A 24,509-nucleotide genomic window follows, 5' to 3' on the forward strand; every position below is an offset into this window, starting at 1 on the left:
GGCGACAAGCGGATCGATCCGTTTGGCTAGGCGGGTTGCTTGCGGGGCTTTGCAGCCTTGGAGTCGAGCGTGCTTTCCAGCTTGCTGCGCAATGTGTGGGTGTTGAGCACGCTACAGAATTCGCTTCCTGTTGAATATGTGGCCTGCACGACATCACCGATGCCCAGAGCGGTCAACCCGCCGTAATTCTCCACCTCGACATCGAGGCCTCCATTCAGCAGGCCGCAAAGCAGTTGCTCGTAGATTGGCATGCCGAAACCCACTCGCAGATTCAGCCTGAAGTGATCGCCATACGTGTCGGCCAGCAGATGTGCCGACGTGCCGTTGAAGACAGGATAGCCGAAGGAATCCTTGTACCCCTTGACGGTATTGATGCCGATGCCTTGCTCACTGGCGAACGTGAAAGCGGACAGAAGCGTGTCGGCGTTCAGATTGCGGAATTCGTGATTGAGCAGAAGCTCCCAAAGCCAGCAGCCAAGATGCCATCGACTGCGCAGAAGCGCCTCGTCCAAGCTGGCGAAGATCTCCATCGCTACGTCGTAGTCGTGGCCGATGGCGGCGAGGAAGAACTGCAATGCCAGGTCGGGTGAGATCTCATCACGGATGCCACGCCAAGTTGCCATGGCCTGACTCGGTGACGCGGAAAGCCGTTTGGCGAAGACCGCCAGCGCCTGATAGGCCGCCATGAGATTGGCGGATTGTCTGGGCGTGAGTCGTGCCGTCTCAAGCGCGCGCAAATCGTCGCCTTGGACGATCACGTACCCTTGAGGCTCCATCTCAAGATGGAGGCTGCGGAAAAACCCGATCAGGTGACCATCGACTTCCAGTGCTGGGATCAGGTTCGTCCAGCATGCTTCGGCAATGCGGGTGGCATCCTCATCGGTGCCCGTGAGCGTGACCGTATGCCCGTCCAGCCAGTCAACCACAGCCCCAAGCCGATACTGCTGCTTGCCAGTGACGTCGAGCCGCCAGTCTTCAACGGCGCTGACTGGCTCGCTCAGCCAGTGGGCCAGTGCAGCTTCGTCGGTCCATCTCTTCTGTCGTTCAACGCTGTCTTTGGGGCGACACGTCAGGATCGGCGCTAGCACCTCCAGTGCAGCCGCGACGTGAGGCAGGCACATAGGTGTGGCGGAGGGGAGCTGTTGTAGGCGGATCAGAAATTCAAGCGCGGTCATGACGTGGGAGACCTATCGTTGATCAAGGATTTCGCTGCGCAAGGTATGAAAATTTTGTACTATTCTGCACCAAACCCACTTTTAATACCCGCGATTGTGTCTACCCCAAAAGGCGAGATCCTCACCATCAAGGAAGTTGCTGACTACTTGAAGGTTACGGAGCGGACGATTTATCGGCTCGCAGGAGCCAAAAAAATTCCCGCCTTCAAAGTTGGGGGGGTATGGCGATTCTCGCGCAGCGACATAGATACCTGGATCGAGCAGCAGTCGACGGAAGAACGAGAACCTATCACGCAGGGGACGCCCCACAAGGGGGAGCGTAAATAATGCTTGGACTGACTCTACGAGAAGAATTCCGGGGCAAACGCCTCAAGGGCACGGCCATCGAGCTGTCCAACGATCAGCATACTGGCGCGACCCAGATTGCGGCCAAGCAGTTTTTGGAGATCACCTATCCCACGCACGATCTGTTGAAGGGCATTGAGGCTGTTGGCCCCAACCAGGGGCGCCCCGTGGTCGTGATTGGCGAACGCGGTCTCGGTAAGTCGCACTTGATGGCCGCGCTTTACCACGCGGTGACTGACCCGGCATCGACCAGCGCGTGGCTCAATACGTGGGCAACCACGCTGGCTGAACCCGGCATCGGCAAGATCGCGCTGCGCGACGGGATGCACGTCATTGGCGAAAGCCTGCATCGTCACCGCTACAAATTCTTGTGGGACGTGCTGTTCGAGAACCATCCGCACGGCACCTTCATCAATGGCAAGTGGGAAGGGCAAGGCGCATCCAAGACCGAAATCCCGTCCGACAAGCTCATTATCGAGTTGCTGGAGAACAAGCCGACGATGCTGCTGCTGGACGAATTCCAGACGTGGTACGACGGCCTGACCAACACCAAGCAGTACCCGTGGAAGAACTGGGCGTTCAACTTTATCCAGATTCTTTCGGAGATCGCCAAGGAGCGCCCTGATCTGCTGGTGCTGGTGATTTCGGTGCGCAATGGTGGTAGCGATGCGTACCAGCAGGTGCATCGTGTCAATCCGGTCGCCATCGACTTCAAGGCAGGTGGCAGCGCCGAGCGCATCCAGCAGGATCGTCGCCGAATGCTGCTCCACCGTCTGTTCGACAACCGTTTGCAGATCGCCAATGGCACGATTGAGTCGCTGGTCGCGCAGCACGTCACCGAATCCTTCCGCCTGCTCGACGTCCCACCTGCAGAGCAGGAGCGCAAGCGCCGGGAATTCATCGAGTCGTGGCCCTACGCACCGCACCTGCTGCGTCTGCTCGAAGAGCAGGTGCTGATCGCTACCGATGCGCAGGAGACGCGCGACCTGATCCGCATCCTCGCCAATCTCTACAAGAGCCGTGGCGAGGCCGTGCCGGTGCTCACCGCCGCTGACTTTCGGCTGGACGACGGCACATCGGGCATCGGGGCGTTGCTGGAGGCCGTGGCCAACCAACACCACCGCATGCTGCGCGAGAAGGCGCAGCAGAACATCATCTCGGTGCAGGAGGCGCGGCACGACCACGCCAGCACCGCACCACACCTGCAAGAAATCGTCGGTGCGCTGTGGTTGCGCTCGATTGCCGTGGGGAACCTCGCTGGAGCCGAACCAGCCACGTTGCAACTGGATATCACCCGTGACAAGCCAGTAGACGATAACGCTTTTCAGGTTGAGTTGGCGACCATCGTCGAGAACAGCTTCAACATCCATAAGGAAGGCACCAAGCTGTTGTTCCGCGAGGAAGAAAACCCGCGCGCCAAGCTGATGGCCTACGCACGCAACGACAAGCTGTTCGCTGATGGGGCCGATCAGGCGCAGCTCGCTAAGCAGGTGCGCTACGTGATCGGCGGCAGCGACGAAGTTGCGAAAACTTTCCGCGTGATTGCCTTGCCGAAGTCTTGGGCCAACGATCCGTGGACATCGCTCGACGAAGCAGAGCAGCCCGAAAAGTGGGACGACCGCTTGCCCATCCTTGTGCTGCCCGAAGAACCGGATAAGCTCGACTCCACGCTCGGCCGCTGGCTCAAAGACCAGTTGCAGAAGCGCCGCAACACCGTGCGTTTCCTGCTGCCGCGCACAGGCAGTACCAATGCCTTTCTGGATCGTGACCTGCTCATCCTTGCCCGCGCCGAGATGAAGGCCCAGGAATGGAGCAGCCAGAACCCCGAATATAAGAAGCTGCACAAAGAGTTCGAGGGCACGCTGCGCGACAATCTTAAGAAGAGATTCGACCGCTTTGCTGTGTTGCAACGCTGGAATTTTGCCGAACCCGCGCAGTGCAAATTCAGCGTCGAGCGACTCGACAAGCAGGGCTCGCAGATTCCTGACGCCATCGAAGCATCGCTGATCAGTGATCTGTTCGTACCCGAGGATTTCGAGGAGCTGGTTCTCGAATTCGCCAACAACAACGAATCGGTCGGCAAGCTGCTACGTGAGCTGCAAGAGCCGCGTCCCGCCGGACAGGACTGCATCCCGTGGCTGGGCGAAACGATGATGAAGGAGCGCTTGCTGCGCCTATGTGCTAAGGGCAGAGTCGCCATCAATGTGCGTGGCAGGGATATCCTGCAAACCCATCCTGGTGAAGAGGAAGACATCGCATGGCAACGCCTTAAATCTAAGTTTGCCGTGACGGGGCGCCAACTCGACGAGGTATCTGTGATGCTGCCCTCCGCAGTACCTGCGACGGGTGGCTTCATGCCGCCTGCGTCGTCGCCGACAGGTGGCGGAATGTTCGGCGGCGATAGCGCGGCACCGCCTGTGCCCGGAGACGATACGACCACCGGCACTCCTTCTGCATCCACGCCGGGCGGCATTTTTGGCGGCGATACTACGGCCACAAAACCGCGCACCCCGCTATCCAACCCAGCTACGTCGCCGCTCAACCTGATTGGCAAGATCGAAGGTTGGGGCATCGGCCCGGCTACGCGAGTGGCCGAGGTGTCGATTAAAGTGTCCGCCGCCACTGGCGCGCAGCTCAAGGAACTGCTCAAGAAGTTGCCCGAAGGTATGACCTTCGAGCTGAACCTTGAGAAGGAGGACGACTGATGGCTTTGACCGCTAGCGTACTGCACGCTCTGACGCAAGGCACGGACGCCGACGCTTGGCGCGTTATCGTCAATCACGCGGTCGAGATCGCCTCGAAGCCCTTGGCCGCAGGCAATGCGCCCGGCGAGGTGGTGAAGCGTGACCGTGAAATTGGCGAACTGGATCTGTTCCTTTCCTCCAGCGGTTGGGATTTGTGGCAAGCATTCGACGGCAGCGTGGAACGTACCTCGGATCGCTTGGTGCGCTGGTGGGCCGAACCGTTCAGCGCCAAGGCGGTGCTGATTCTCGACGGCCTGTCGTTGCGCGAACTGCCGTGGTTGTTGCAGGGCGCGAAGGAGCACGGCTTCACCTTGCATGAGGTCAGCGCCAAGGCATCCGAACTGCCTGGCGAAACCGACGAATTCGCACGCGCGCTTGGCTTCTCCAGCCGCAGCAAACTACAGAACAACGGAGGCGGCTTGGCCCACAAGCTGCAACAGGCACTGACCGAAACCGTCGATCTGCCGTGGAAGGATTGTGAAGCCCTGATCAACAGCACGCCAAATCAAATCTTCTGGCACCACTGGCCGGACGCTAAGCTGCACGATGGCTCTGGCGCGGGCCAAGGATTGGAACCGTTGACGAAGGACGTAGCCGAGCAACTATCCGGCGTCGACTTCTGGGCCTTCGTCGAACGTCTGGCGACCGGGCGGCGGCTGGTCATCACCTCCGACCACGGCTATGCGGCCACCGGCTACTTCCCCGACGCGGATGGCGAGGTCGGCCAGTTCCTCAAGCAGACCTTTTCCAGTGGGCGCAGCAAGACGGGCACCGGTGACCCCGGCCCCTTCGTGCCACCCGTGGCATTACAGATCAACAGCCCCCACGGCGCGCACCTGTTGGCCTTGGGTCGCAGGAAGTGGCGCAGTCAAGGCGGCTACCCAACGCTCACACATGGCGGCCTGTCGCTGCTGGAAGTGCTGTCGCCCTTCGTGGAGCTGACCAAGTAAGGATAACGGCCGATGGCCATCAAGAAAGAATTACTCGCGCAAGAGGTTGCCAAGGCTGTTGGCGCAGGCAAGACAGCCGCACTGGTAACGGTCGATTTCAACGATCCGAACCGTCCCAAGACTTGCTTGGAGGTGGATTTCCCGATTTTGCCCGTCAACCAAGTGGCGGTGATCGAAGGTAACGCGGGCAAACCCATCTATCAGATGTCCAAATGGTGGGCGCGGCGGCGTTCCAGCGTGTTTCGCTCGATGTTGATCGCGGCGGCTACGAAGGCGCCGGAAGATTCCTCACACGCGGCCAAGCTGGTGTGGGATAACTACTACGCCAACCACCAAAAGAAGGGTGCGTTCAAGCACCTGAAGGTAGCGGACATCTTCATGGGCGGCGGCACCACTCTGGTGGAAGGCTCGCGCCTGGGCATGCAGATGGTCGGCAACGACCTGAATCCGGTGGCGTGGTTCGTGGTCAAGCAGGAACTGGCGAATGTTGATCTGAAGCAGGTGAAGAAGCTCGTCGCCGACATCGAGGCCGAGGTCAAGCCGCAGATCATGCCGTACTACTACTGCGACGGCCCGCAGGGTGAGAAAGGCACATGGACGCATCAGCCTACGGGCAAGGCGATGCCCGCCGAATTCGACCCACTCGCCATCCCGCGTGATGAGCGCAAGGACTACCATTACGAAGGCCCGGAGATCATCTACACCTTCTGGGCTAAGCACGGCCCATGTCAGGTGACGGGCTGCGGCCATCGCACACCGATCATGACCAGTCCTGTGATGGCGGTGAAGACGCTCACCGTCAAGCATTGGGAACACACCTGCGGGAAATGCGGTGAGGCGTTCGTCGTGGAGGAAGAGTCCGCGCGTATGGCTCCCGATGCGCCGTTCTACGTCGCTCCCACCGAATCGCCGTATTCCGTACTCGACCGTAAGAAGGGCGTGATCTGCCCACACTGCGGCCACACGGCGTTGGTGAATCTTGGCAAGGGCAAGAACAAGAAGGTTGAACTGAGCCTGCTGGTGCATCCGCAGTGGTTGGCGGGTGAGGCCAAGCAGGACGCCGACGGTCAGCCGTACGGCGGTTCGGCGCAGGACGATGTGGTGGCGACTACGCGGTGGGATGCGGCACGCTCCGCGAAGATTCGCTTGCTGGAGGTGCGCGGCGCGCTACCGGATGAAGTGACCGACCCGGAAACTGGCGTCACATTCGCTCCAGAGAAAGGTACGGTACCGAAGAAATCGCATTACGCCTGCTCGGCCTGCGGCACGGTGCAGGATGTGCTAACCACCATCAAGGCGACAGGCAAGACCGGGCCGATGGCAGCCTACGCGGTGCAGGGCTATGCACCCAAGCGAGATGAAGCAGGCAAGCCTTACAGCGGTCGCTTCTTCGCCGCCTACGATGCTGCGCACGCCCGGCAGTACGACAGCGCGTTCGCGGAATGGGAGGTGCGCAAGGACGATGACCTAAAGGACTACTGGCCGCGGTCCGAACTGGCTTACGGCTTTATGACCCACCACCTGCAAGGCGGTGTGCCCAACCACGGCTTTACGCACTGGTGGACGATGTTCAACCCGCGCCAGTTGCTTGTTCATGCGCAACTGCTCAAAGCCATTGTCGAGGTCGGCAACTACGACTGGAAGACTCGCGAGTATTTGCTCGGCGCATTCCAGCAGTACCTGCGTAACCAGAGTCAGTTTGGATTCTGGAACCCGCAGCGTGACACCCCCGAGCCGATGTTTTCGAACAATAACTTTCACCCGAAATCCACGGTCATCGAGAATTGCGTGTTCCCTGCACTGGGGCGCGGCAATTGGGCCGCCTGCGTTGAGGGCATCGTCGAAGGACGTGAATGGGCTGTGGAGCCCTGGGAAGCGGTAAGCCTTGAAGCGCTGAAGCGACAAGCTCCAGCATTGGTCGAGCAACTTTCAGGCAAGAGTGAGAAGGTCTATCCTGGCGATCCGGTCGGCGAGGTTGGCGTGTTCCAAGGCTCGTCCACCGACCTTTCGCACGTCCCCACTGCCAGCCTCGATCTGGTCATCACCGACCCACCCTTTGGTGGCCTGCTGCACTACTCGGAACTGTCCGATTTCTTTTACGTCTGGTTGCGCCTCGCGCTGAAAGACAAGTATCCCGACTACTTCCGCGCCGACTACACACCCAAGTCGCTTGAGGCAGTTGCAAACCGCGCACGCGAGCCGGAAGACCCGGATGGCTTCTATCAACGCCTGCTCACACAGTGCTGGCGCGAGGCCCATCGCGCGCTCAAGCCCAGCGGCATCCTCGCCTTCACTTTTCACCACAGCGAGGATGAGCCGTGGGTGGCGGTACTGGAATCGCTGTTCGACGCTGGGTACTACCTCGAAGCGACGTATCCCATTCGCTCCGACGAAACCAAAGGCGAAGGCGAGTTCGGCTCCAAGACCATCGAGTACGACATCATCCATGTCTGCCGCAAGCGTACCGAGGAACCCAAGCCGGTGAGCTGGGGCCGGATGCGCCGCGAGGTGATGGCAGACGTGCGCCAGTTGCAGGCCATGCTGGAAAACCACGCGAAGGAAGGTCTGCCTGCTGCCGACATTCAGGTCATCCGACGCGGCAAGGCGCTGGAATACTTCTCGCGCCATTACGGCAAGGTCTATGTCGATGAGGAACGAACCATCTCTGTTAAGGAGGCATTGATCGGTATTAATCAACTCATCGATGAAGACGCCAACAAGGGGCAGGAGCCTCCACCAGTCAATGCCGAACCGATGACCCGGCAGTTTCTGCGTACCTTCGGCAATTCGATGGAGCTGAAGCGCGACCAGTTGCAGAAATTCCTGCGGGGTACCATCACAACACCGGATGATTTCGTTCAGCGTGGTTGGTGCAGCGAAGTCAAGAAGATCTTCACTCGCACGACCCCGCTGGACTTTGCGCGCGAATGGTCGGGGAAGCATCGCCGCCGCCTGACATCCGATCTGGATCAGGCGCTGGTACTGATCGGCGCGTGCTTCGACGGAAGCGGAATCAACGCCTCGGATACGTTGAAGAATGACAACTTCAAGTCGCACGTCGCGCTGAAGCCGCTGCTGGAGTGGATCAACCGCAACGGCCCGGATCAGGTCACTCGCAGCGCGGCTTCACGCGCGGTGTCCATCTACAACGCTTGGCATGCTGGTCAGGCACCGAAGCCCGCACAGGGCTCCTTGTTCGATGACGAAGGGGGGTACGAAAGATGAGGCAACTGCTGGACACAGTGTGGCAGCGGCGTGGCACCAGTTGGGTATGGGACGAAGAAGCACGCAACCAGATCTGCGCGGCCAACGAGGTGTGGAGCTTGCGTCAGTTTCTGCGTGCGGCGCAAACAGCGGGAAGCTGGCCGGAAGACCTGCCTAGTAATGACGATCAAACGCTAGTGGTTGCGGGGTTGGATGGTAGCCTTGACCTGCTGATGCCGACAGACGCGGAAACGTGGCTGAGTGATGTGGTTAAGCCCGCCCTACTGTCGTTTCAGGACGCCTATGCGGGCGGTGCGGCGCTGGTGTTCTGGTTGCCCGGTGGTCATAACCGAATCAAGGTGCAGACGACTACCGACGAGGTGGGCTGGCTGTGCCACACTCCCCATGGGCATCAGATCGACTTCGGTCGTATCTTGTGGGGTCAAGCCAATGAGTACCCGCAGGAAATCCTGTTGCGCGACGGCAGCAAGCCCGCTGGCCTGTTCCACCTGCGGATTACGTGAGGTCGGCGCGTGACGACAGAGATTCAGTTCCAACCCGGCGAGCGCATTACCCACCACGAATATGGCCAGGGTGTTGTCCTTGACCCAGCGCATGACGGCTATCTGCGTGCGTTTTTCGGCGTCGGTGAGCGCCGAGTGCCGGTGGCTTCGCTGCGGCGCGAGCTCACACGTACCGAACGCATTCTGCGCGCCGTGGACGGCAACGCGGAGCGTGCTCGCAAGGCGTGGCTGTCCTATGAGGCTCACGCGCTACCAGTGATGGAAAGTGCTTCGGCGCTGACCTCGGCCAAGATCGACCTCTTGCCGCATCAGGTGGTACTGACGCACCGCATCGCCACCGCATCGCCCCGGCGCTACCTGGTCGCCGACGAAGTGGGCTTGGGCAAGACCATCGAAACTGCGTTGATCCTGCGCGAGCTGGCCAGTCGGGGCGAACTAAACCGCGCGCTGATGGTTGTGCCCGCCGGTCTCGTAAACAACTGGCACCGTGAATTGAACGAGGTGTTCAACCTCGAATTCGAAGTGTTCGGTTCCGAGGGTGACATCACCGACCGCAAGACCAACGCCTTTGCCAAGCATGATCGGCTGATCGCCAGCATCGACACGCTGAAGCGCCCGGCGCGCATCAAGCGTTTGCTGGACGCGCCACGTTGGGATCTGGTGGTATTCGATGAAGCGCACCATTTGACTGCCTACCGTAGTGGCGGAAAGGTGCGGAAAACCGAGAACTACAAGCTAGCCGAGGCGTTGAAGGATCACTCGCGCGACCTCGTGCTGCTTTCGGCAACGCCGCACCAGGGCAATCATTTCCAATTCTGGATGCTGGTGCAGTTGCTGAACCCGACGTTGTTCCGTAGCCCCGAGGAGATGGTGGAGAGCCGTCACCGGCTTAACACGGTGATGTTCCGCCGTACCAAGGCCGATGCCTGCCAGCCTGACGGTTCGCCGTTGTTTGCGCGCCGCTGGGTTCACACCGAATCCTTTGTGATGTCTCAGGCCGAACGGCTGTTCTATGAGAAGCTGCGCGAGTATCTGGAGGACGGCTTCGACCTCGCACGTCGCCAGGGTAATCAAGGGCGCGCGCTCGGCTTCTTGATGGCGATCTTCCAGAAGATAGCGGCGTCGAGCTTTGCCGCCGTGCGCCGCACGCTTAAACGCCGCCTGCTGATGCTGACGTTGCATGAGGCGCTGCTGCGTGACAAGGAGCTGGACATCGAAGGTCGCGAACGTCTGACTGAGGAAGCGCGTGAGCTAATCCACGAGGAGTTCAATCTGTTACGCGACAACATTGGGCGTAGCGAGGTGGATCGAGTGCTGGCCGACCTGAAATACCGGTTGGTAAAGAAGCTGGACGAGGATGCGCTGGAAATGGCCTCCGATCCCTACGGCAGCGAGTATTCAGCCACGTACGCGGAAGAAGCTGCCTCGGCGGCGGTAAACCTGCATCTGCCCGAGGAACGCTTGCGTATCGGCGACCTGCTGCGCGTGTTTCCGCCGCAGCGCGAAACCAAGATGCAGAAGCTGCTCGACGGCTTGGGCACGCTGTGGCGGCAGAACCCGAACGAGAAGATCGTGATTTTCGCCACCTACCTCGGCACGGTGGACATGATTGCCCGCGAGATCGAGCAGACTTTCCCCGGTCAGGGCGTGGTGGTGCTGCGTGGCGGCGACCACGGCGCGAAGGTGGCGGCGGAACGGCGCTTCAGGCAAAAAGATGGCCCACGCGTGCTGGTCTGTACAGCGGCAGGACGCGAAGGTATTAATCTGCAATTCGCGCGCATCCTGTTTAACTTCGACCTGCCGTGGAATCCGATGGACATGGAGCAGCGTATCGGCCGTATCCATCGATACGGTCAGCGCGACACCGCGCAGGTTTACAACCTTGTGCTGTCGGATACCATCGAGGGCCGTATCTTCCTGCTGCTGGACGAGAAGCTAATAGAGATCGCACGTACGGTTGGCAAGGTCGATGATCAAGGCAATGTCGCCGAAGATTTACGAGGGCAAATTCTTGGCCAGTTGTCGGAGCGTCTGAATTACGACCGTTTGTATCAGGAGGCTCTGTCCGACCCAGAACTCAAGCGAACGCAGGTGGAATTGGAAGCGGCACTCTCCAATTCACGCGAAGCACGACAGGTGGTTTTCGACCTTTTCCAAGACCTCGACGGGTTCAGCCTTGACGACTACAAGCCATTCTCTGACGTGTCGTCCAGTCTAGAGCGGCTGGTGCAATTTCTGTCGGCTGCAATCGCAGATCGCCAGCGGAAGCTGACCAAGGTGGACGATGCGACCTTCGACCTCGTCAATGCTGACGGCACGCGTCGCGCTCGCTTTACCTTGAACCGCGAAGCTGCGACGAACCAGGATGATCTGCAGTTGATAGGCCTGGATCACTCTTTGGTGCAGGAGGAACTGGGGCGCTGGCGCAGCGTGCCCCCCGAGGATCTCGGGATTGCGGTTTCAGGTGACGTAGACGAGCCGGTACTGCTATCGCTCTGGATGGTCGAAGCATCCACTGGCAATGGTGAGCGTCGTGTTGTGGTTCAACCCATCGCCGTCAAGCAGGATGGCACGCGAGTTCCTGCGGTTGAGCGGCAGAGTGAACGGTACCTGCAGGCGCCAACGACCACACCGACATTCAATCCAGAACGTCGCCGGGACATATTTTCCCATGCTGTCGAACCGACCTTGCAGCGGGAATTGAAGCACAAGGGGGCTGTAAATGGGGATGGCAGTTACTCAGCGGAACTGATTGGCTACGTCGAGATCGTAGGCGTGCCTACCTCTTGAGAAGTACCCTTTCTCGTAGACCACTACGGCGTACAACAGGTAATTAGCCGACATCGCTGCCAGGCGTAGTTACGCACAGCAATCGATGTTCATATCTCTTCCCATCAAACGCGGAGATGGCCGGTGGCCATAAGCAATAACAAAGGAGTTGGCACAACCTGTGACTGATGATAAGAACGAGACATGAGGAAGAGTGAATTCCCGATTGGTCGCGGTAGTCTTTCCCAGTCGGACGAATCTCATCTCATCGATGCATGGCAAGCAGTCCGTTCTTATATCTCCATCTTGCCTTGTTCTGGCTGTGCAAAGACTCGATTCAACAGACCGTCGGTTGAGACGTCGCCATACCGTGCGGCCAACACGTCGCGCATTTTGAGCAAGCGGCGGTTCGCTGTGTCCACCAGCGTACCGAACGTTGTAGCTCGTATGCGGCCATATTTCTGATTACCGTCGCCTACTTCTTTTTCGCGCGCTACGCCAGCTGCCACCTTCTGACCAACCACCCATGCGCAGATGTAGGGTGTCCCCGCAAGTGCACCAGACGAAGCAATGTCCTGTACGTACCCGTCAGCCTGATTAACTTCCTTGCGTGTCAACTCAAAGCCGCCCTTCTTGAGTTCAATCACGAGGACATGCTGTAACCTAGTGAGAGTCGGGTCAGCAGGGTCGAACGATTCAATGCCAGTAAGCTGCCACGTCGTCTTGTCAGGCAGGACTACGATATCGGGACGATGGCGCTCGTTGATGAACTGCGCGTCTGAGCTCTTAAACAGTTCGCGTGCCACCGTCTGCAAGGTGGCATTTGAGCAATATTCCTGTGATTCGAATTCGGGGCCAAACACCCACCGCGAGCGCAGTACCAAGGGGTGCAGCGTATGCAGTTCATCTGTATGCGGATCGTCGGCCAAGCGCCGGATGGTTTCAATCACGCTAATTCGGCTGTCTATCTCATCAAGTACACGCAGTGCATCCTTGATGGTCCACTCAGTAAGCAGGCGATCCAGCCCATCAATATCGTCGGGTTGCAAAACGGATAGCTTCTGTAGGAGCGCAGCCCCCGTTTTTGACTTCTCCAGATGGATGACCGCTTTGACAGCGGTCGCAAGGAAATCGGGCGAGATGGTGGGATGCGTCTGGGCTACCGCCTTGGTGAACTCGGCGACTTCCAAACGTGCCCCTTGCCCCAAGGTGGCCAGCTCGCTTCGGTTTTGTGTCAGCGCGTCTTCGGAGGCCGCTTCAACAACTTCTGCGGCGAGTTCCTGCGCGACTTTCCCGATGTGTTCCGCCGTCGCGGAATACAGCTTTTGAACTTCGTCCGTCATACGGAATGCAGTCCAATCTTGCGTTACATCGGCCTCGTAGCCTTGTGTGTCCACAATGACCTTGTAGCGACGAGCAAAGCGCGTCCGTCCGTCAAAACTAGCCACCGATCCAATCGACCATGAGGGCATGCCAACCAGCCGCCGTTGCACCCAGAAAGCGATACCCTGATGTATGGACGAATGGTTGAGGCGGGTCGAGTCGATCACGATGATGGTGGCGCGACGTCCATCACCAAGCTCAAGTGTTTCCTCACTGACTCGGCCGTCAATTTCGGTGAAGGGGCGTTGACTGCCGTTGACCCGAATCTCGAACTCAGGGTCATGAATGAAGCGTGCCGCGAGCACGGTGAGGATTTCATCAGCGTCAGGGAGCTTGCGAGTTATCTGTACCGAAAGCCGAGTGCCGTTGCCCGTTCGTTGCCCGAGCGTTTCGCTGCGCAATACAAAGGGGCTGGGACCGGATTCGGTGCCGACGACGAATGTCGCGAGCGTACCGTCGCGCCAAGTCTCTACTTGGTATTCATCTGCGAAGCACAGCAAGCCGTGCCGTCCAACGCCGTTGCGTCCATAGGCTTTTCGGGGGCGAGCTGATCGCCCGTCCGGAAATTCAACATTCGCACCCTGGTGCTTTAGACGAGAGTAGCGCAAGGTCATCCAGCGCTTCTTGAACTGCGCCGGCGTCATGCCGTGTCCGTCGTCAGTAACCGTAAGCGTGCCACCGACTTCAGTGGGCAGAATCAAAGCCACGCGTGCAGCACCGGCATCCCAGGCGTTCGCCACTAACTCGGTCAGCGCCACTTGCGGTACATGAGCGACATCTCCCAGTTCGCGCAGCAGATAGTCGTCTTCGAACAGCGAGGTTTGCAGCGGCTCAGACATGAGCGGGCTCTCCCGAGAACATCCACTTAATCGTCGCCGACAACGGAGCGATCATTTTGAAGATAGCAGCATGTTTGTATCCGGTGTCTTGATGGCGCGACGTCGAACGTGGGATACAGCACCGCAATTGTATCAGTGGGTATGTGATCGCAACCCCTGATATCGAGCGGAATCACGGATTTCTGGATGCCGGAAACCCGCCGCTTATCCACCAATCCGACCGCCTATCCAAGCCGCCTTGCAATCAGCCAGATTCGCGGTAAGGTAGACAAAGCTGAAGAGCAAAACACAAGCAAGGTTAACCTGTCCGCCGTATCACGCGGTCAGGATATTCTGGGGCTCGCCCCAGTCCCCTTGAGAAAGCGCATCGTTGCACAACACGTGTCGCCTCGGCCCAATAACAACAAGAACAAGGAGCCATCATGGAACAACAATTCGAGCAGGCCGTACCTGCCACATCATCAAACACCAATCAGCTCGTCGCCGAGCAGCGGCGCACGCAGCGCATCGAACTGCGCGTGACCGCCATCGAGCGTGCGCAACTGGAAGCGCTCGCGTTGGCATCGGGCTACACCAATCTCGCTCAATATCTTCGTGAAACCGGGTTGCATATCGGCCGTGCCTTGCCACCCACCGCCGACTATCAGTTGCAATTGCAATGGCTACAAGCCGTCAATCGCATCGCCGATCATGTCCGAGAAATCGCGGATCAGATCGCCGGCGGCCGTCAGCCTGACGACGACATGCTTTATTACTTGCTCCAGGTCCACGATATGGCCGAGGACATCTGGAAGGAGGCTAGGCAGGAGAGCAAACCAGTAGGTGACGCATGATCGTACGCATCTTCAACAGCGGAACCTCGGGTGGCGAGTCTCCAGTCCGCTACCTGTTGAGTGGCACCGACCACGCCGGGCAGAAGCGTTTCGTCGATCCTGAAGTGCTGAGCGGCAGCCCTGATCTGACGATTGCCGCGATCAACACCATAACGCGCAAGCACAAGTACGTGTCCGGTGCCATCGCCTTCCGCGATCAAGAGCAGCCCAGCCGTGAGCAGATCATGAACATCATCGGCCGGTTCAAGGAGACTGTCTGCCCCGGTCTTGATGCGCGCCACTACAACAGTCTGTTTGTTCTGCATCGAGACAAGGGCAATACTGAGATCCACTTCGTGGTGCCAAGCCTCGAATTGACCACGGGACGTCGCCTATCGATTCATCCGCCCGGCCCTCGCAATATCGCGCTCTACGATGCGTTCACCAAGGTCACGAATCATGAGTTCGGTTATGACCAAGTCATCCCCGATCCATTGAAGCTGGCGTTGTCGGATTTCGAGCGCAAGGTGCCAGAGGGACAGAGAGACCGCAGCAACAAGCTGCATCTGCACAAACACCTTGCCCGCGCCATTCGTCGCGGCGAGATCACGACCCGTGATCAGCTTTGCGAGCACCTCGAAGAGCAGTTCGGCGTGACCATCACCCGCAAGGGGGCCGATTACATCTCGGTCAAGTTTCCCGGCAGCCAGAAGGCCAAGCGCATGCGCGGGCCGCTATATCGAGCCGATGCCGACTATGCGCAACTGTTGGAGCAATATCGCCGTCCGCCACCTGCCAAGCTGACAGATACCGAGTACCACCAGCACAAGAGCATGCTCGCCGAACTCGTTGCCGAACGTAAACAGTTTTTCGCGGCGGCGTATCTGCAACCCAGGCAACTGCGTGCTCATAAGGCCAGAGTCGCGTTACGCCCAAGTGCAATGCGACATCGCCCATCAACACCCCATAACTACAAGGAGACCAAAACCATGCACCTAGAACTGAATGCCATCAAGCGCATCGTGTCCGATTCCCTATCCGTTGCGCGCCAAATCCGTGCGGAGCGTCCTGTATTCACACCAGCCCATCGTGGTGCCGTTGCCGGCCGTATCCGACATCTGCGTGATCAGGCATACCAGTCCAGCAAGAGCGATCTCAGCGAATATGCGGCCATGGATACAGTCCATGAAGTCGAGGGTGCGTTGGGCGAGATTGAATCCGATATCAGTGCAGCTACCGCCGATGTGAACCATGCCAAGACACCCGAACAGCGCAGAAAGGCCGAAGAGCGCGTGTCCAAACTGATTGCGCAAAAGAACCGCTTGTTGCAGCAGCTTGCGCAGGCCAAGCTTCGTCAGATCAACGCTAGCGCGAAGCGTCAGCGTATCTGACGCGACACATCCGGGTATCCGTGTGTTTTACCCGGCTTCTCGTTGACGCGGGAAGATGGTCAGTCCATTGTACGATTCCATCTATCAGATCTGCGCATCAATGGATGCCCACCGCAAAACACCGCTGACCTTCTTTCAGCAGGCCATCCTGAAGCCGTTCAAGAGCGATAGCAACGCGGATATCGGCGATGTCTTCATCGCACTGATTTACCCAGAGATATTGATCCGCGATGCCACTGGCGATTACGTCATCGAATGCCGACAGGACGGTTTCCACGCCGAGGCGGACGATTTCCCGTTGCTGAATTTCCTCGAAATGTTCCCCACAATCTGCGATTCGCTTATCGCAGAGAGCTCCGCGCTCAAGAGGTGCTACGAACGCTATCTCGCCGATTTGCAGTGCTTGTGATGCTGCGTACATCGCGCATGAGATTGCAATGTCGGCTGCGCCGCTGCGTGCAGGGCATGATCCTCCGGGACCGTAGCTGAGGCATGCGAGTCTCGTTGGAGGTGGTTGACTGTGATGACGAATCCCAGGAACAGTGCCATACCAACCACCCACACCACGGGTAGGTAGAGCAACCACGGAATTGCACGTTTGCCTTGTGCCTGTCGCTTCCTGAACCATGCCTGCAAGATGCTGAGCGTGACTGCGTTGGGAAACGCGGCAAGCAGCATGGTCGCGGAGTCGTTGTAATTGCTCAGCGAGATGTAGGTTTTGCCGCCGAAAAAGACAATCGAATTCCCGACGAACCGCACCAGATCTGCGCCCCAGTGGAATCCTTCAATCCATAGGAAGAACAGCATCTCGAATGAGATCGCCAGTGAGAACAGCACGATCCATGACCACGCGCCGAAATTGAATGGTGCGCCTTTGGCGATCCGGTCATTCAGCCGATGGCATATCCATCCAGTGACAGCGAAGGGCAGGTACACGACACCGAACACCACCTGCACGCCGAGCGCGGTGTCCAGCAGAGCGCCGTGGGTCTTGGTCAGGAAGTACCAGGTCGAAGCAGCAAACAGCAATGCTGTCAGGGCAAGATAGAGCCAATTCTTCTTACGGTAATGCCAGACCAGCGCAGCGGGCAGGATCGCAACAGTAAGAAGAGGCAGCAGAAGCAACCCCAGCAGGAACTCGCCGCCACCAGATACACCGCCGCCACCGCTGTTGACGCCGCTTGAACCGGTGCTGCTTTCCGCGCGCTTCTGCTCACTGTTGGCTACCCATTGCCAGTAATGGCGGGAAGAATCCGTCGGCGGAGCAATGTGCTGATCGTCGAGCATCCCCCAATTCTGCTGCATGTCCAGCAATTGTTCGCGCAACGCTTGCTGTCGCTTTTGGTCACTCGCCGCGCTGTAGAAGTCGTCATCCATGGGCAGTTCTCGTGATCTAGTCGATAGCAGGTCTATTCCAGGCCAGGCACGGTCCATTTCATGCGCCGTGCTTCCTCCCGTGCGGTCGAGATCGAGACATTTTTCAAGGCAGGATTTCCGTGGTCCATGACGGGAACGATCACTTCGATGGCTGGGGCGTCGGCATTGGCTCCAGCGTTGAGCAGCGCTGTCGCGGCATCGGCGTTGCCTGACCAGATAGCGACGATCAGTGGGCTGGCTTTAACCATCGACGGAAGCAGACCAACGGTTTGCAAGCCTCTACGCCGGGCCTTGGCGAGCAACCCATCCATGGCTGGAATTGATCGCGTTTGCGCTTGTGTGAACGTCAATGGGAAGGCGGTGGACAATGCCGCCTCGTCGAACTTAGGGTCATCGGACAGGATTTTCAGCATCTCTGCGAAGTGTTCGTTCTTCGCCAGAATCGGGGCTTCGAGGGTGGAGCCCCCACGTTTGCCGAACACAGGCATGGCCAACGGCATGGTCTCGTGGAGATGAGCATAGAGCGTAGTGGCGTCGATGTCGCACGCTTCGATAGCTCGCGCCTTCGACTCGTCATCCAGGCCATACCCAAGGCGGGTCAACCGACCACGATCATCTTGTGGATCGACGGCACGTCGTATTGCCTGCGTGTCGTCTTGAATATCGCTCGTCCGTTGGGCGACCACATCGACTTTTGCGTGCAATGCGGCGAGGGACTGCTGCAACTGACCAATAGCGGGAACCGCCGATCCAATGGCACTTGGATTTGGTGCGTCAGCATGAGAGAACGTTGCGAACGCCAGTGCAAAGCCGCCCATGCAGCATGTCGTGGCGAGCCAGAGCTTGCGTGAACGTGCATAAAATTCCAGACGGCTGCGTATCGGTTGCTGCTCGGTGCGCCGACGTTCCAGCCGAATCATGGTGATCAGCAGGAGCAGAATACAAGCTGCCCCGGCGACGGCTGCGAGCCTGCTGGTCGCTCGTCCAAACAGCGGCGCGAGCAGGTCGAGAATCAGTGTCGACGTGAAGACCGTCGCATTGATGGGCGACACCCAGTCCGACGATAGACGCAAGGCACTGCGAACGGTGGAGTCGCCGCTTGGCTGGGTATTGCTCGCTGCACGTTCGTCCATTAGGGAGCTCACTTGCGGATCAGGCGGCAACCTGGTGGATTTCAGCAAGCAGGGCTTCGGCCAAGGCCCGCGTGATGTGACAGGTGACGGATATCTGTTGTCCTCCTGCATTGGCATAGATATACGAGCTTTCGGTGTATTCGGCATTCCGCGAGGCAGTTTCCGTAGCGATACCGAAGCCGGAAACATCACGGAAGGCGAGGCGACCTTCTCCTCCGCCAAAAACCGTCTTGCCGCGCTTGTTGAAGATGATGCCCTCCGGCCTGACGGTGATACTCGTCGTTTTGCTGAACAGCTTCTTGTACAGGAACACGACGCCGCCCATAAGGAGGATGCCCGCCACCATGCCGACTGTGAAGTCTTTCGCAATTGCGCCAATGACGAGGAAACTGATGAGCCAGCCGAAGAACACGATCCCCGTGTTGAAGACCAACATGGCAGCCTTGAAGTGCGCTCCATGGCGAGATCCTTTGTAGGTCAGCTTGATGGAGCCGTCGGGCAGGGTTTCTTTTTCGTACTGGCGTTTGAACGTGCTTTCCATATGCTGCCATTCCAATGAACTGATTTTTCGGCCGCGATGCGGACATGCGTTGTCCGGTTGTCCGCTATTGAACTGTGCTGACTACCCACAGGCGGTTCTCGTGGAGATAGTCGACAGTCAAATCGAGCCCCATGCTCATCAGAAGATGGGCAAACATGAAGCTTGCTCGCGAGTTCGCCGTGTCGATGATGATCGACCGGGACGGGAATGATTTCAGCGGCGGATTTGGCCCGAATGTCCTTGAGGCTCCGGTGTTTTTTCCACCGTTCTTCGGCATCTGTGCCCACCCGAGCAGCGTGAAGGTGTAGTCGTCGGTGATGTCGCGGACCTTGGCATCACGCCCGCAGTAAGGGATGTGGTCGAACCGTTGCGAGGATTTTTCGCTCTTCCAGACCACGGCAGAGATCGTGATGCAGTAGTTGGCGGGCGCGACCGCAACGCTTGCTGCGGGGACCGGAGCGGCACGCCATTCAAACCAATTGTTCTGCGCATCTGCCGGCATGTTGTCGATGGTCAGCGCAACGCGAGGCCATTTGCTGGCCGGGTCGGTTCCTTTGAATACGTTGGCCAGTCCTGACTGGCTGAATGCGGAAGGGCCGCTCGGGACCAAGGGGCTGGAGACACTCTGGCCGAGCTGTCGCAGGTTATCGGCAACCTGATCCATTTGCTGGGGCAATCCGGCGCAGGCGGTGAGCATCGTGCAGGCTGCCGCCAGTACGGCGGCGCGATATGAATGGCGCATGGAGGGTCAATCTCAAGAGGGAGGCTCACGGGATGCGCAGCACCCCGTGCATGGCTATTGAACGATCAGCGGCAGGTGGCGACCGACTGTGCGGCGTCGCGCTCGACAACAAACATGCTGGACGACAGCGGCAGCAGGATCACGCCTGAGCTGGGGGCCTGGCCATTCACGACCGAGGTCGCAGCGCCATTGACCGCAACCAACCCGGTGTTGGTGCTGATGTCGTTGAAGTACAGCGTTTCTGCCGTGGAGACACCGGAGGTGTCTGCGGTCTTCACTGTGGTTCCGTTGATCGTCACCGTACCGATGGTTGTGCCACGGTCGGTACACGTCCACGAACCGTTGAGTTCGGTGCCCGCGAGCACCTGCTGCTTGCTGGCGTAGATCACCCCGGTGCGCAGGACCGGCGTCGCCGACTGGCTGTAGCCAAAGCGGTCGATAACCAGCACCGGGCCACGGTCACCTGCCTGGAAGCTCAGAATGCCGAGATCCGAGCCGCTCCCTTGAACGTGCGTCAGGCCATCGGTGGTGTTCTTCACCAGCTTGAACGCGAACTGCTGGCTCGGCGAGCTCGAACCTGCAACGGCATTGCACGTGCCCGATGCGTTGATCAGGCCGCTGTCGCACCACGTGACATCCGTGCCGTTGGCCGCTACACGGAACGTGCCGCCCAAGAACGACGGCGAGCCGCCATCGCTGGCATTGCGGGTTGCGCCGATATAGAAGTAGTCGCCGGCCAGCGTGGCCGTGTTGGCAGGAACGGAATAGCCCGAGCCTGCAACGCTGGAGCTGCGTGTGCGGAGGACAACGTTACCGCCCATGATGTGGGTGCGCGTGTCCAGCTTGAGTGTGAAGCTGCCGTTCGCGCTGGTGCCCGTGTACGTCGTGAAGCTACCGCTCGTCGATTGGGTATAGGTGCCCGAGATGTCGGTCAGCCCGTACTGCGTCGACAACACCTTGATCGTGAATGAGCCGTCCTGGTTCAGCACCAGACGCCACGTGTCGCCGATATCCGCCGTGAGATCGAAGGCTTGTGCAGTGGAGGTCGTTCCGGGCACAGCAGTTGCGCCGGTCTGAGCGACAAGCGCGGTTGACGATTGGCTGACGGCATCCTGTTGCGGCGTCGTGGTTGTCGAGCCCCCTGATGTCGACGTATTGCTGCCGCTGCTTCCATCACTGCCGCCACCGCATGCCGCCAAGGCCACCGCAATGGTGCTGAGAGCAAGGATGTTCTGCACGGAGAGAACGCGTTTCTTGTAGGCCAAAATCGTTTTCATGTGGTTGGTTGCCTATGACGAGCGTGTAGTTAAAGGTGCGCCAAGTGGTCTCGGTGTTCTAAAATGGGTCGTAAAGACCGTGGCCGTAAACCGATCATAGCGTGACGATTCCGTCATGCCAAGGGTCTCTTTCAAAACGGATAAGGACGGTCAGCTCGCGCTGATCGGAGCGGCAGTGCGTGCCCGGCGCAAGGCCATTCCACTGTCTCAGGAGGCATTAGCCGACCTCGCCGAGATTGATCGTTCTCATATGGGTAAGATCGAACGTGGGGAACGCAACGTGACGATGCTCAACGTCCTGCGCATTGCGCAGGCGCTCGGCTGCCAGCCGTCCGAATTGCTAGCTGACGCCGGTCTGTAAGCGGATTGGTTGCATGCTGACTTCCCCCGAAGAATGTGTTGATTTGGGGAAGATTGTCGCGGCGAGCTACCGGAGGAGGTAGCTGTAAGAAGTTATAGGGTGCTCAAGGAGCAATCAGGCGAAGGCTGATGGCACGAGCCACCGCCTGACGGCGGTTTGTAGCACCGAGCTTTTTCGTCGCATTCCCGATATGGAAGATCACCGTCCGCTCGGAAACGGAGAGGATGTGTGCGATTTCCCACGAGGTTTTGCCCGCCGCTGCCCATTGCAGGCATTCTTTCTCGCGTGACGTCAGCGAAGGCATCGGGGCGTTGGACATCGACGCATCGAGTCGCCGTACTGCTTCATGCAAATGCAGGGCAGTCAGTACCGCGAGGCCGGATATCGCGTCGGTGTGGCGTTGCGAACGTTCTGGAGCCTGATCGGACGTCACGCTAAACAAAGCCCGAGTGTGGTCGAAACCGTTGATCGGTATCGTGATACCGGTTGCCAACCCGTGCTCACGGGCCTCATCGAACACAGGACTTCGCGCTGCCTGCAAATCGTCGGCATCCCAGTGAATCGGGAGGTTGCTGGTAGTGATTAGTTTGACAACAGGATCGGCGGCAACATGCCCGGCTTCCTGATAGCGGCGTATCCAGGAGGCCGGGTAGGTCGAGAAGATATTTTTCGTGTACAGCATTTCTGCTGCGACGACGTTGTGATCGTCCTTGAAAAAGTGCCGGGCATCACCGGCGACGAGCAGCGGCGAGTAGAAGAATCGGCCATAGCCGAGGTTGCCCGCATGGCGTTCCATGAAGGCTGCGATCTCCGCATGTGAGCCGGCAGTTAGCAAGCTCTCGAACGTGTAGAGCGGCGATACCATGACCTTATTTCAGAATCCCGGACAACGCCTTGATTGCGCTGTCGATGGAGTTCTGGGCATCCAGTTTCCGGTCTTTCAGCAGCGGAAAGACCTTGTCGAGCTGAGACATCGCCCACCAGAGGCTGTCTTCTTTCAGTTCATCGACGGCCTTCCAGTAATGCCGCCACACTTGATCGTCCTCATATTTCAGTTGGACGCTGTACTTCTCATCTTGGTATCTGACTCGGCAGCACCGCAGATAAGTCGACGGATAGTACAGACCCTTGTGATTCGGGGGATCGGCGTTGATCGAGACGAGCACGAGCTCGCCAAAAATTTCCACCTGCGGCCTGATCTCCTCGAAAAGGTCTTTTCCCCATTTGCTGCGGTATTTCACCTCGACCAGGAATTTGTCGTCCTGGTCCTTCGTCATGACGGTGAAGTCTGGCAGACGGCTCATGGCATCCGGGTAGGCCAGCTTCGCATACTCGAAGCTGGACATGCAGGAGAGCTCCCGAATGACTTTCTCAATGCCCGAGTCGATCACGCGATACCCCGCGTCTTCGAGGATCGCCTTGACGATGCCCTCGGTCATTTCCTTTTTTATTCGGTTCTCGAAATCCATGGCACGAAAGCGGGCAGGGCAGAACGGTAATATTTTGCCGACTGCGTTATCTCCAGTCAGTGGAACTGCTGCCGAGGGGCAGGGCGGTGAAGCGTTACCAGAAATGCTTGATCGGGAATTCCAGCCGGTCAATGGTCTGCTTCAAAACGGATAACGGCTTCTCGTGCTGATAATTGACGACGTGCGGCGCAGAAAGATCCACCTTCGCCTGCGCATAGTGCCCCACCATGGACATGACCAGCACCGGGTGGACGTTCAATTCCGTCATACGAGTAATGAACGTGTGGCGGAACGAGTGAAACACCTTGCGGGAATCGCTGATCTTCAGCGAGTCGAGGTAAGCCCCGAATCGGCGCGACATATTCTTGCTGTAGCCGTTCTTGCCCGCTGTCAGGTGGGGAAACAGCATCGTCGCACCTTGAGCGCGCACGCTGTCCACGTAGGCCAGGAATCCCGAGGTTTCGATCTGCCGGTGTAGCGGGATTTTGCGGATCGAATTGAGGTTCTTGGCTTTCTCGATCTCGAAGTAGTGAATACCGCCATCCTTCTTGATCTGGTTCAGCGACAGGCTTGCCAGCTCCTCGACCCGAGCACCCGTGTAGAGGGCAAGCAGCGGCAACCAGTGATAGTCGGGCTTGTTCATGAACTCCCGATACGGTGCCTCGGCGAAGATCAGCTTGAGATCGTCGTCCGTGAATTCTCGATAGGATTCCACTTGTTGTTTTAGCTTGGTTTTGCTCGAGACGCGGACCTTCTCGAACGGGTTGGTGGTGAAGTACAGGTTATTGTTGATTGCGTATGCGAAGAGATCCCTCAGGAACGAGGTCTTCGCATTGATTCGGCTGGCCGACGCATTGGCGGCGAGCAGCCGGTTCTTGTAGGCGATTGCGGTATCGGCATCAAAGGCGTTGATATCGCTGTCCTGGAAGAACCCCTGGAACTCGGTAAAGGTGCGTTCCTTGTCCTCCAGTGTTTTCGCTACGTTATCGAGCTTCTTTTCTGTGAGGTAGAGCGCAATGACGTCGGAGAGCGGCTTGCTCTTCGGTTTCGGCGGCTCCATGCGCTGAGGCTCGGGACCGGCCAGTAGCCTGGCAACTTCCGTTGTTGGCATCGCGGCGAGCTGTTCGCCTGTCACGCCGAGCTTGTCGAGAATGTCGAACAGAATGCCCTTGTCCTCGGGCTGGATATTCGTGAGCTTGACCCCGTTCGGCAGCGCGATATCGAGGTGACGGAACATCTCAGCATCAAGGCGCGATTTGCTCATCTCAACGTGCACGTTCAGTAACAAAGCGGACAGTTTAGCCCGCTGGAAATCTTTTGTGCCGAGAGAGCGGCGAGTGTCGGTTTTGCCGTGCGTGAGGCGCAGGTAGTAGACCCCATGACGGGAGCGGGTCAGGCGGGGGATTTTGTGCATGGTCGGGTATCTGGGACACCGACCGGGACACCACAAGAAAAAAGCCCTTGAACTTCTCG

General features: G+C 58.5%; 20 protein-coding genes. 10 read left to right on the forward strand and 10 right to left on the reverse strand.

Going from position 1 to position 24,509, the window contains the following annotated elements; translation table 11 throughout:
- Nucleotides 1–26: 26 nt before the first annotated feature.
- Nucleotides 27–1,175 (reverse strand): hypothetical protein, encoded by a 1,149-nt coding sequence (locus BEK68_RS19795; protein WP_024973518.1) that lies wholly within the window; start codon nt 1,173–1,175, stop codon nt 27–29.
- A gap of 18 nt (nt 1,176–1,193) precedes the next feature.
- Here BEK68_RS19795 and mads1 point away from each other — a divergent pair, with 18 nt between their 5' ends.
- From mads1 to BEK68_RS19825, 6 genes are read left to right on the forward strand one after another with little or no spacing between them, the layout of a single operon-like run.
- Complete coding sequence (gene mads1, locus BEK68_RS19800; protein ID WP_349289608.1) at nt 1,194–1,502, forward strand: methylation-associated defense system helix-turn-helix domain-containing protein MAD1; 309 nt, start codon at nt 1,194–1,196, stop codon at nt 1,500–1,502.
- Nucleotides 1,502–4,225, forward strand: a complete 2,724-nt coding sequence (locus BEK68_RS19805; RefSeq protein ID WP_024973516.1) for a nucleoporin — start codon at nt 1,502–1,504, stop codon at nt 4,223–4,225. Before mads1 ends, BEK68_RS19805 begins: the two co-directional genes overlap by 1 nt.
- Nucleotides 4,225–5,214, forward strand: coding sequence for a hypothetical protein (locus tag BEK68_RS19810; protein WP_024973515.1), 990 nt, complete (start codon nt 4,225–4,227; stop codon nt 5,212–5,214). The genes BEK68_RS19805 and BEK68_RS19810 overlap by 1 nt, the downstream gene beginning before the upstream one ends.
- Before the next feature lie 12 nt (nt 5,215–5,226).
- Nucleotides 5,227–8,439 carry a hypothetical protein gene (locus BEK68_RS19815; RefSeq protein WP_061954852.1) on the forward strand — a complete coding sequence of 1,071 codons (3,213 nt, stop codon included), beginning with the start codon at nt 5,227–5,229 and terminating at the stop codon, nt 8,437–8,439.
- Complete coding sequence (locus BEK68_RS19820; RefSeq protein WP_024973513.1) at nt 8,436–8,942, forward strand: hypothetical protein; 507 nt, start codon at nt 8,436–8,438, stop codon at nt 8,940–8,942. Before BEK68_RS19815 ends, BEK68_RS19820 begins: the two co-directional genes overlap by 4 nt.
- Nucleotides 8,943–8,951: 9 nt before the next feature.
- Nucleotides 8,952–11,732, forward strand: a complete 2,781-nt coding sequence (locus BEK68_RS19825; protein ID WP_024973512.1) for a DEAD/DEAH box helicase — start codon at nt 8,952–8,954, stop codon at nt 11,730–11,732.
- Between the two features lie 272 nt (nt 11,733–12,004).
- Here BEK68_RS19825 and BEK68_RS25150 read toward each other — a convergent pair whose 3' ends face one another.
- Nucleotides 12,005–13,933: an ATP-binding protein gene (locus BEK68_RS25150; protein WP_024973511.1), complete on the reverse strand. Its 1,929-nt coding sequence runs from the start codon at nt 13,931–13,933 to the stop codon at nt 12,005–12,007.
- Between the two features lie 422 nt (nt 13,934–14,355).
- Here BEK68_RS25150 and BEK68_RS19835 point away from each other — a divergent pair, with 422 nt between their 5' ends.
- The 3 genes from BEK68_RS19835 (at nt 14,356) to BEK68_RS19845 (ending at nt 16,545) form a co-directional block, all read left to right on the forward strand.
- On the forward strand, nt 14,356–14,766 hold the full coding sequence (locus BEK68_RS19835; RefSeq protein ID WP_024973510.1) for a plasmid mobilization protein: 411 nt from the start codon (nt 14,356–14,358) through the stop codon (nt 14,764–14,766).
- Nucleotides 14,763–16,136: a relaxase/mobilization nuclease domain-containing protein gene (locus BEK68_RS19840; RefSeq protein WP_024973509.1), complete on the forward strand. Its 1,374-nt coding sequence runs from the start codon at nt 14,763–14,765 to the stop codon at nt 16,134–16,136. The genes BEK68_RS19835 and BEK68_RS19840 overlap by 4 nt, the downstream gene beginning before the upstream one ends.
- Nucleotides 16,137–16,203: 67 nt before the next feature.
- Nucleotides 16,204–16,545, forward strand: coding sequence for a hypothetical protein (locus BEK68_RS19845; protein WP_235202047.1), 342 nt, complete (start codon nt 16,204–16,206; stop codon nt 16,543–16,545).
- Here BEK68_RS19845 and BEK68_RS19850 read toward each other — a convergent pair.
- The 5 genes from BEK68_RS19850 to BEK68_RS19870 all read right to left on the reverse strand — a co-directional run bounded on the left by BEK68_RS19850 (nt 16,518) and on the right by BEK68_RS19870 (nt 21,206).
- Entirely contained in the window at nt 16,518–17,513 is a 996-nt protein-coding gene (locus tag BEK68_RS19850; RefSeq protein WP_024973507.1) for a membrane protein, read from the reverse strand. The two genes, BEK68_RS19845 and BEK68_RS19850, sit on opposite strands and share 28 nt — an antisense overlap.
- A gap of 32 nt (nt 17,514–17,545) precedes the next feature.
- Entirely contained in the window at nt 17,546–18,646 is a 1,101-nt protein-coding gene (locus BEK68_RS19855) for a hypothetical protein (RefSeq protein WP_024973506.1), read from the reverse strand.
- 19 nt (nt 18,647–18,665) lie between these two features.
- Complete coding sequence (locus tag BEK68_RS19860) at nt 18,666–19,187, reverse strand: hypothetical protein (RefSeq protein WP_024973505.1); 522 nt, start codon at nt 19,185–19,187, stop codon at nt 18,666–18,668.
- Nucleotides 19,188–19,251: 64 nt separating this feature from the next.
- Complete coding sequence (locus BEK68_RS19865; protein WP_004635431.1) at nt 19,252–19,929, reverse strand: hypothetical protein; 678 nt, start codon at nt 19,927–19,929, stop codon at nt 19,252–19,254.
- A 65-nt stretch (nt 19,930–19,994) separates the two neighbouring features.
- Nucleotides 19,995–21,206: a hypothetical protein gene (locus tag BEK68_RS19870; protein ID WP_024973504.1), complete on the reverse strand. Its 1,212-nt coding sequence runs from the start codon at nt 21,204–21,206 to the stop codon at nt 19,995–19,997.
- Nucleotides 21,207–21,321: 115 nt separating this feature from the next.
- Between BEK68_RS19870 and BEK68_RS19875 the strand changes: the two genes are divergently transcribed.
- Nucleotides 21,322–21,567 (forward strand): helix-turn-helix domain-containing protein, encoded by a 246-nt coding sequence (locus tag BEK68_RS19875; RefSeq protein WP_004635428.1) that lies wholly within the window; start codon nt 21,322–21,324, stop codon nt 21,565–21,567.
- A gap of 103 nt (nt 21,568–21,670) precedes the next feature.
- Here the strand turns inward: BEK68_RS19875 and BEK68_RS19880 are convergent, their stop codons facing one another.
- Genes BEK68_RS19880 through BEK68_RS19890 form a run of 3 tightly spaced genes read right to left on the reverse strand, consistent with a single transcriptional unit; the run spans nt 21,671 to nt 24,450 of the window.
- Nucleotides 21,671–22,432: an autoinducer binding domain-containing protein gene (locus BEK68_RS19880; protein WP_024973503.1), complete on the reverse strand. Its 762-nt coding sequence runs from the start codon at nt 22,430–22,432 to the stop codon at nt 21,671–21,673.
- 4 nt (nt 22,433–22,436) lie between these two features.
- Nucleotides 22,437–23,168, reverse strand: a complete 732-nt coding sequence (locus BEK68_RS19885) for a hypothetical protein (protein ID WP_249262947.1) — start codon at nt 23,166–23,168, stop codon at nt 22,437–22,439.
- The gene (locus BEK68_RS19890; RefSeq protein WP_024973501.1) at nt 23,131–24,450 is read right to left on the reverse strand and encodes a site-specific integrase; all 1,320 of its coding nucleotides are present in this window, start codon (nt 24,448–24,450) and stop codon (nt 23,131–23,133) included. Before BEK68_RS19890 ends, BEK68_RS19885 begins: the two co-directional genes overlap by 38 nt.
- Between the last annotated feature and the right edge of the window lie 59 nt (nt 24,451–24,509).

The sequence above is a fragment of the Ralstonia pickettii genome, assembly GCF_001699815.1.
Taxonomy (GTDB): domain Bacteria; phylum Pseudomonadota; class Gammaproteobacteria; order Burkholderiales; family Burkholderiaceae; genus Ralstonia; species Ralstonia thomasii.

Coding starts and splice junctions, on each gene's coding strand:
- BEK68_RS19860 (WP_024973505.1), bottom strand. CDS start 19,187: ATGGAAAGCACGTTCAAACGCCAGTACGAAAAAGAAACCCTGCCCGAC.
- BEK68_RS19810 (WP_024973515.1), top strand. CDS start 4,225: ATGGCTTTGACCGCTAGCGTACTGCACGCTCTGACGCAAGGCACGGAC.
- BEK68_RS19880 (WP_024973503.1), bottom strand. CDS start 22,432: ATGGTATCGCCGCTCTACACGTTCGAGAGCTTGCTAACTGCCGGCTCA.
- BEK68_RS19835 (WP_024973510.1), top strand. CDS start 14,356: ATGGAACAACAATTCGAGCAGGCCGTACCTGCCACATCATCAAACACC.
- BEK68_RS19795 (WP_024973518.1), bottom strand. CDS start 1,175: ATGACCGCGCTTGAATTTCTGATCCGCCTACAACAGCTCCCCTCCGCC.
- BEK68_RS19805 (WP_024973516.1), top strand. CDS start 1,502: ATGCTTGGACTGACTCTACGAGAAGAATTCCGGGGCAAACGCCTCAAG.
- BEK68_RS19840 (WP_024973509.1), top strand. CDS start 14,763: ATGATCGTACGCATCTTCAACAGCGGAACCTCGGGTGGCGAGTCTCCA.
- BEK68_RS19815 (WP_061954852.1), top strand. CDS start 5,227: ATGGCCATCAAGAAAGAATTACTCGCGCAAGAGGTTGCCAAGGCTGTT.
- BEK68_RS19870 (WP_024973504.1), bottom strand. CDS start 21,206: ATGAAAACGATTTTGGCCTACAAGAAACGCGTTCTCTCCGTGCAGAAC.
- BEK68_RS19855 (WP_024973506.1), bottom strand. CDS start 18,646: ATGGACGAACGTGCAGCGAGCAATACCCAGCCAAGCGGCGACTCCACC.
- BEK68_RS19850 (WP_024973507.1), bottom strand. CDS start 17,513: ATGGATGACGACTTCTACAGCGCGGCGAGTGACCAAAAGCGACAGCAA.
- BEK68_RS19890 (WP_024973501.1), bottom strand. CDS start 24,450: ATGCACAAAATCCCCCGCCTGACCCGCTCCCGTCATGGGGTCTACTAC.
- BEK68_RS19875 (WP_004635428.1), top strand. CDS start 21,322: ATGCCAAGGGTCTCTTTCAAAACGGATAAGGACGGTCAGCTCGCGCTG.
- BEK68_RS19865 (WP_004635431.1), bottom strand. CDS start 19,929: ATGCGCCATTCATATCGCGCCGCCGTACTGGCGGCAGCCTGCACGATG.
- BEK68_RS25150 (WP_024973511.1), bottom strand. CDS start 13,933: ATGTCTGAGCCGCTGCAAACCTCGCTGTTCGAAGACGACTATCTGCTG.
- BEK68_RS19820 (WP_024973513.1), top strand. CDS start 8,436: ATGAGGCAACTGCTGGACACAGTGTGGCAGCGGCGTGGCACCAGTTGG.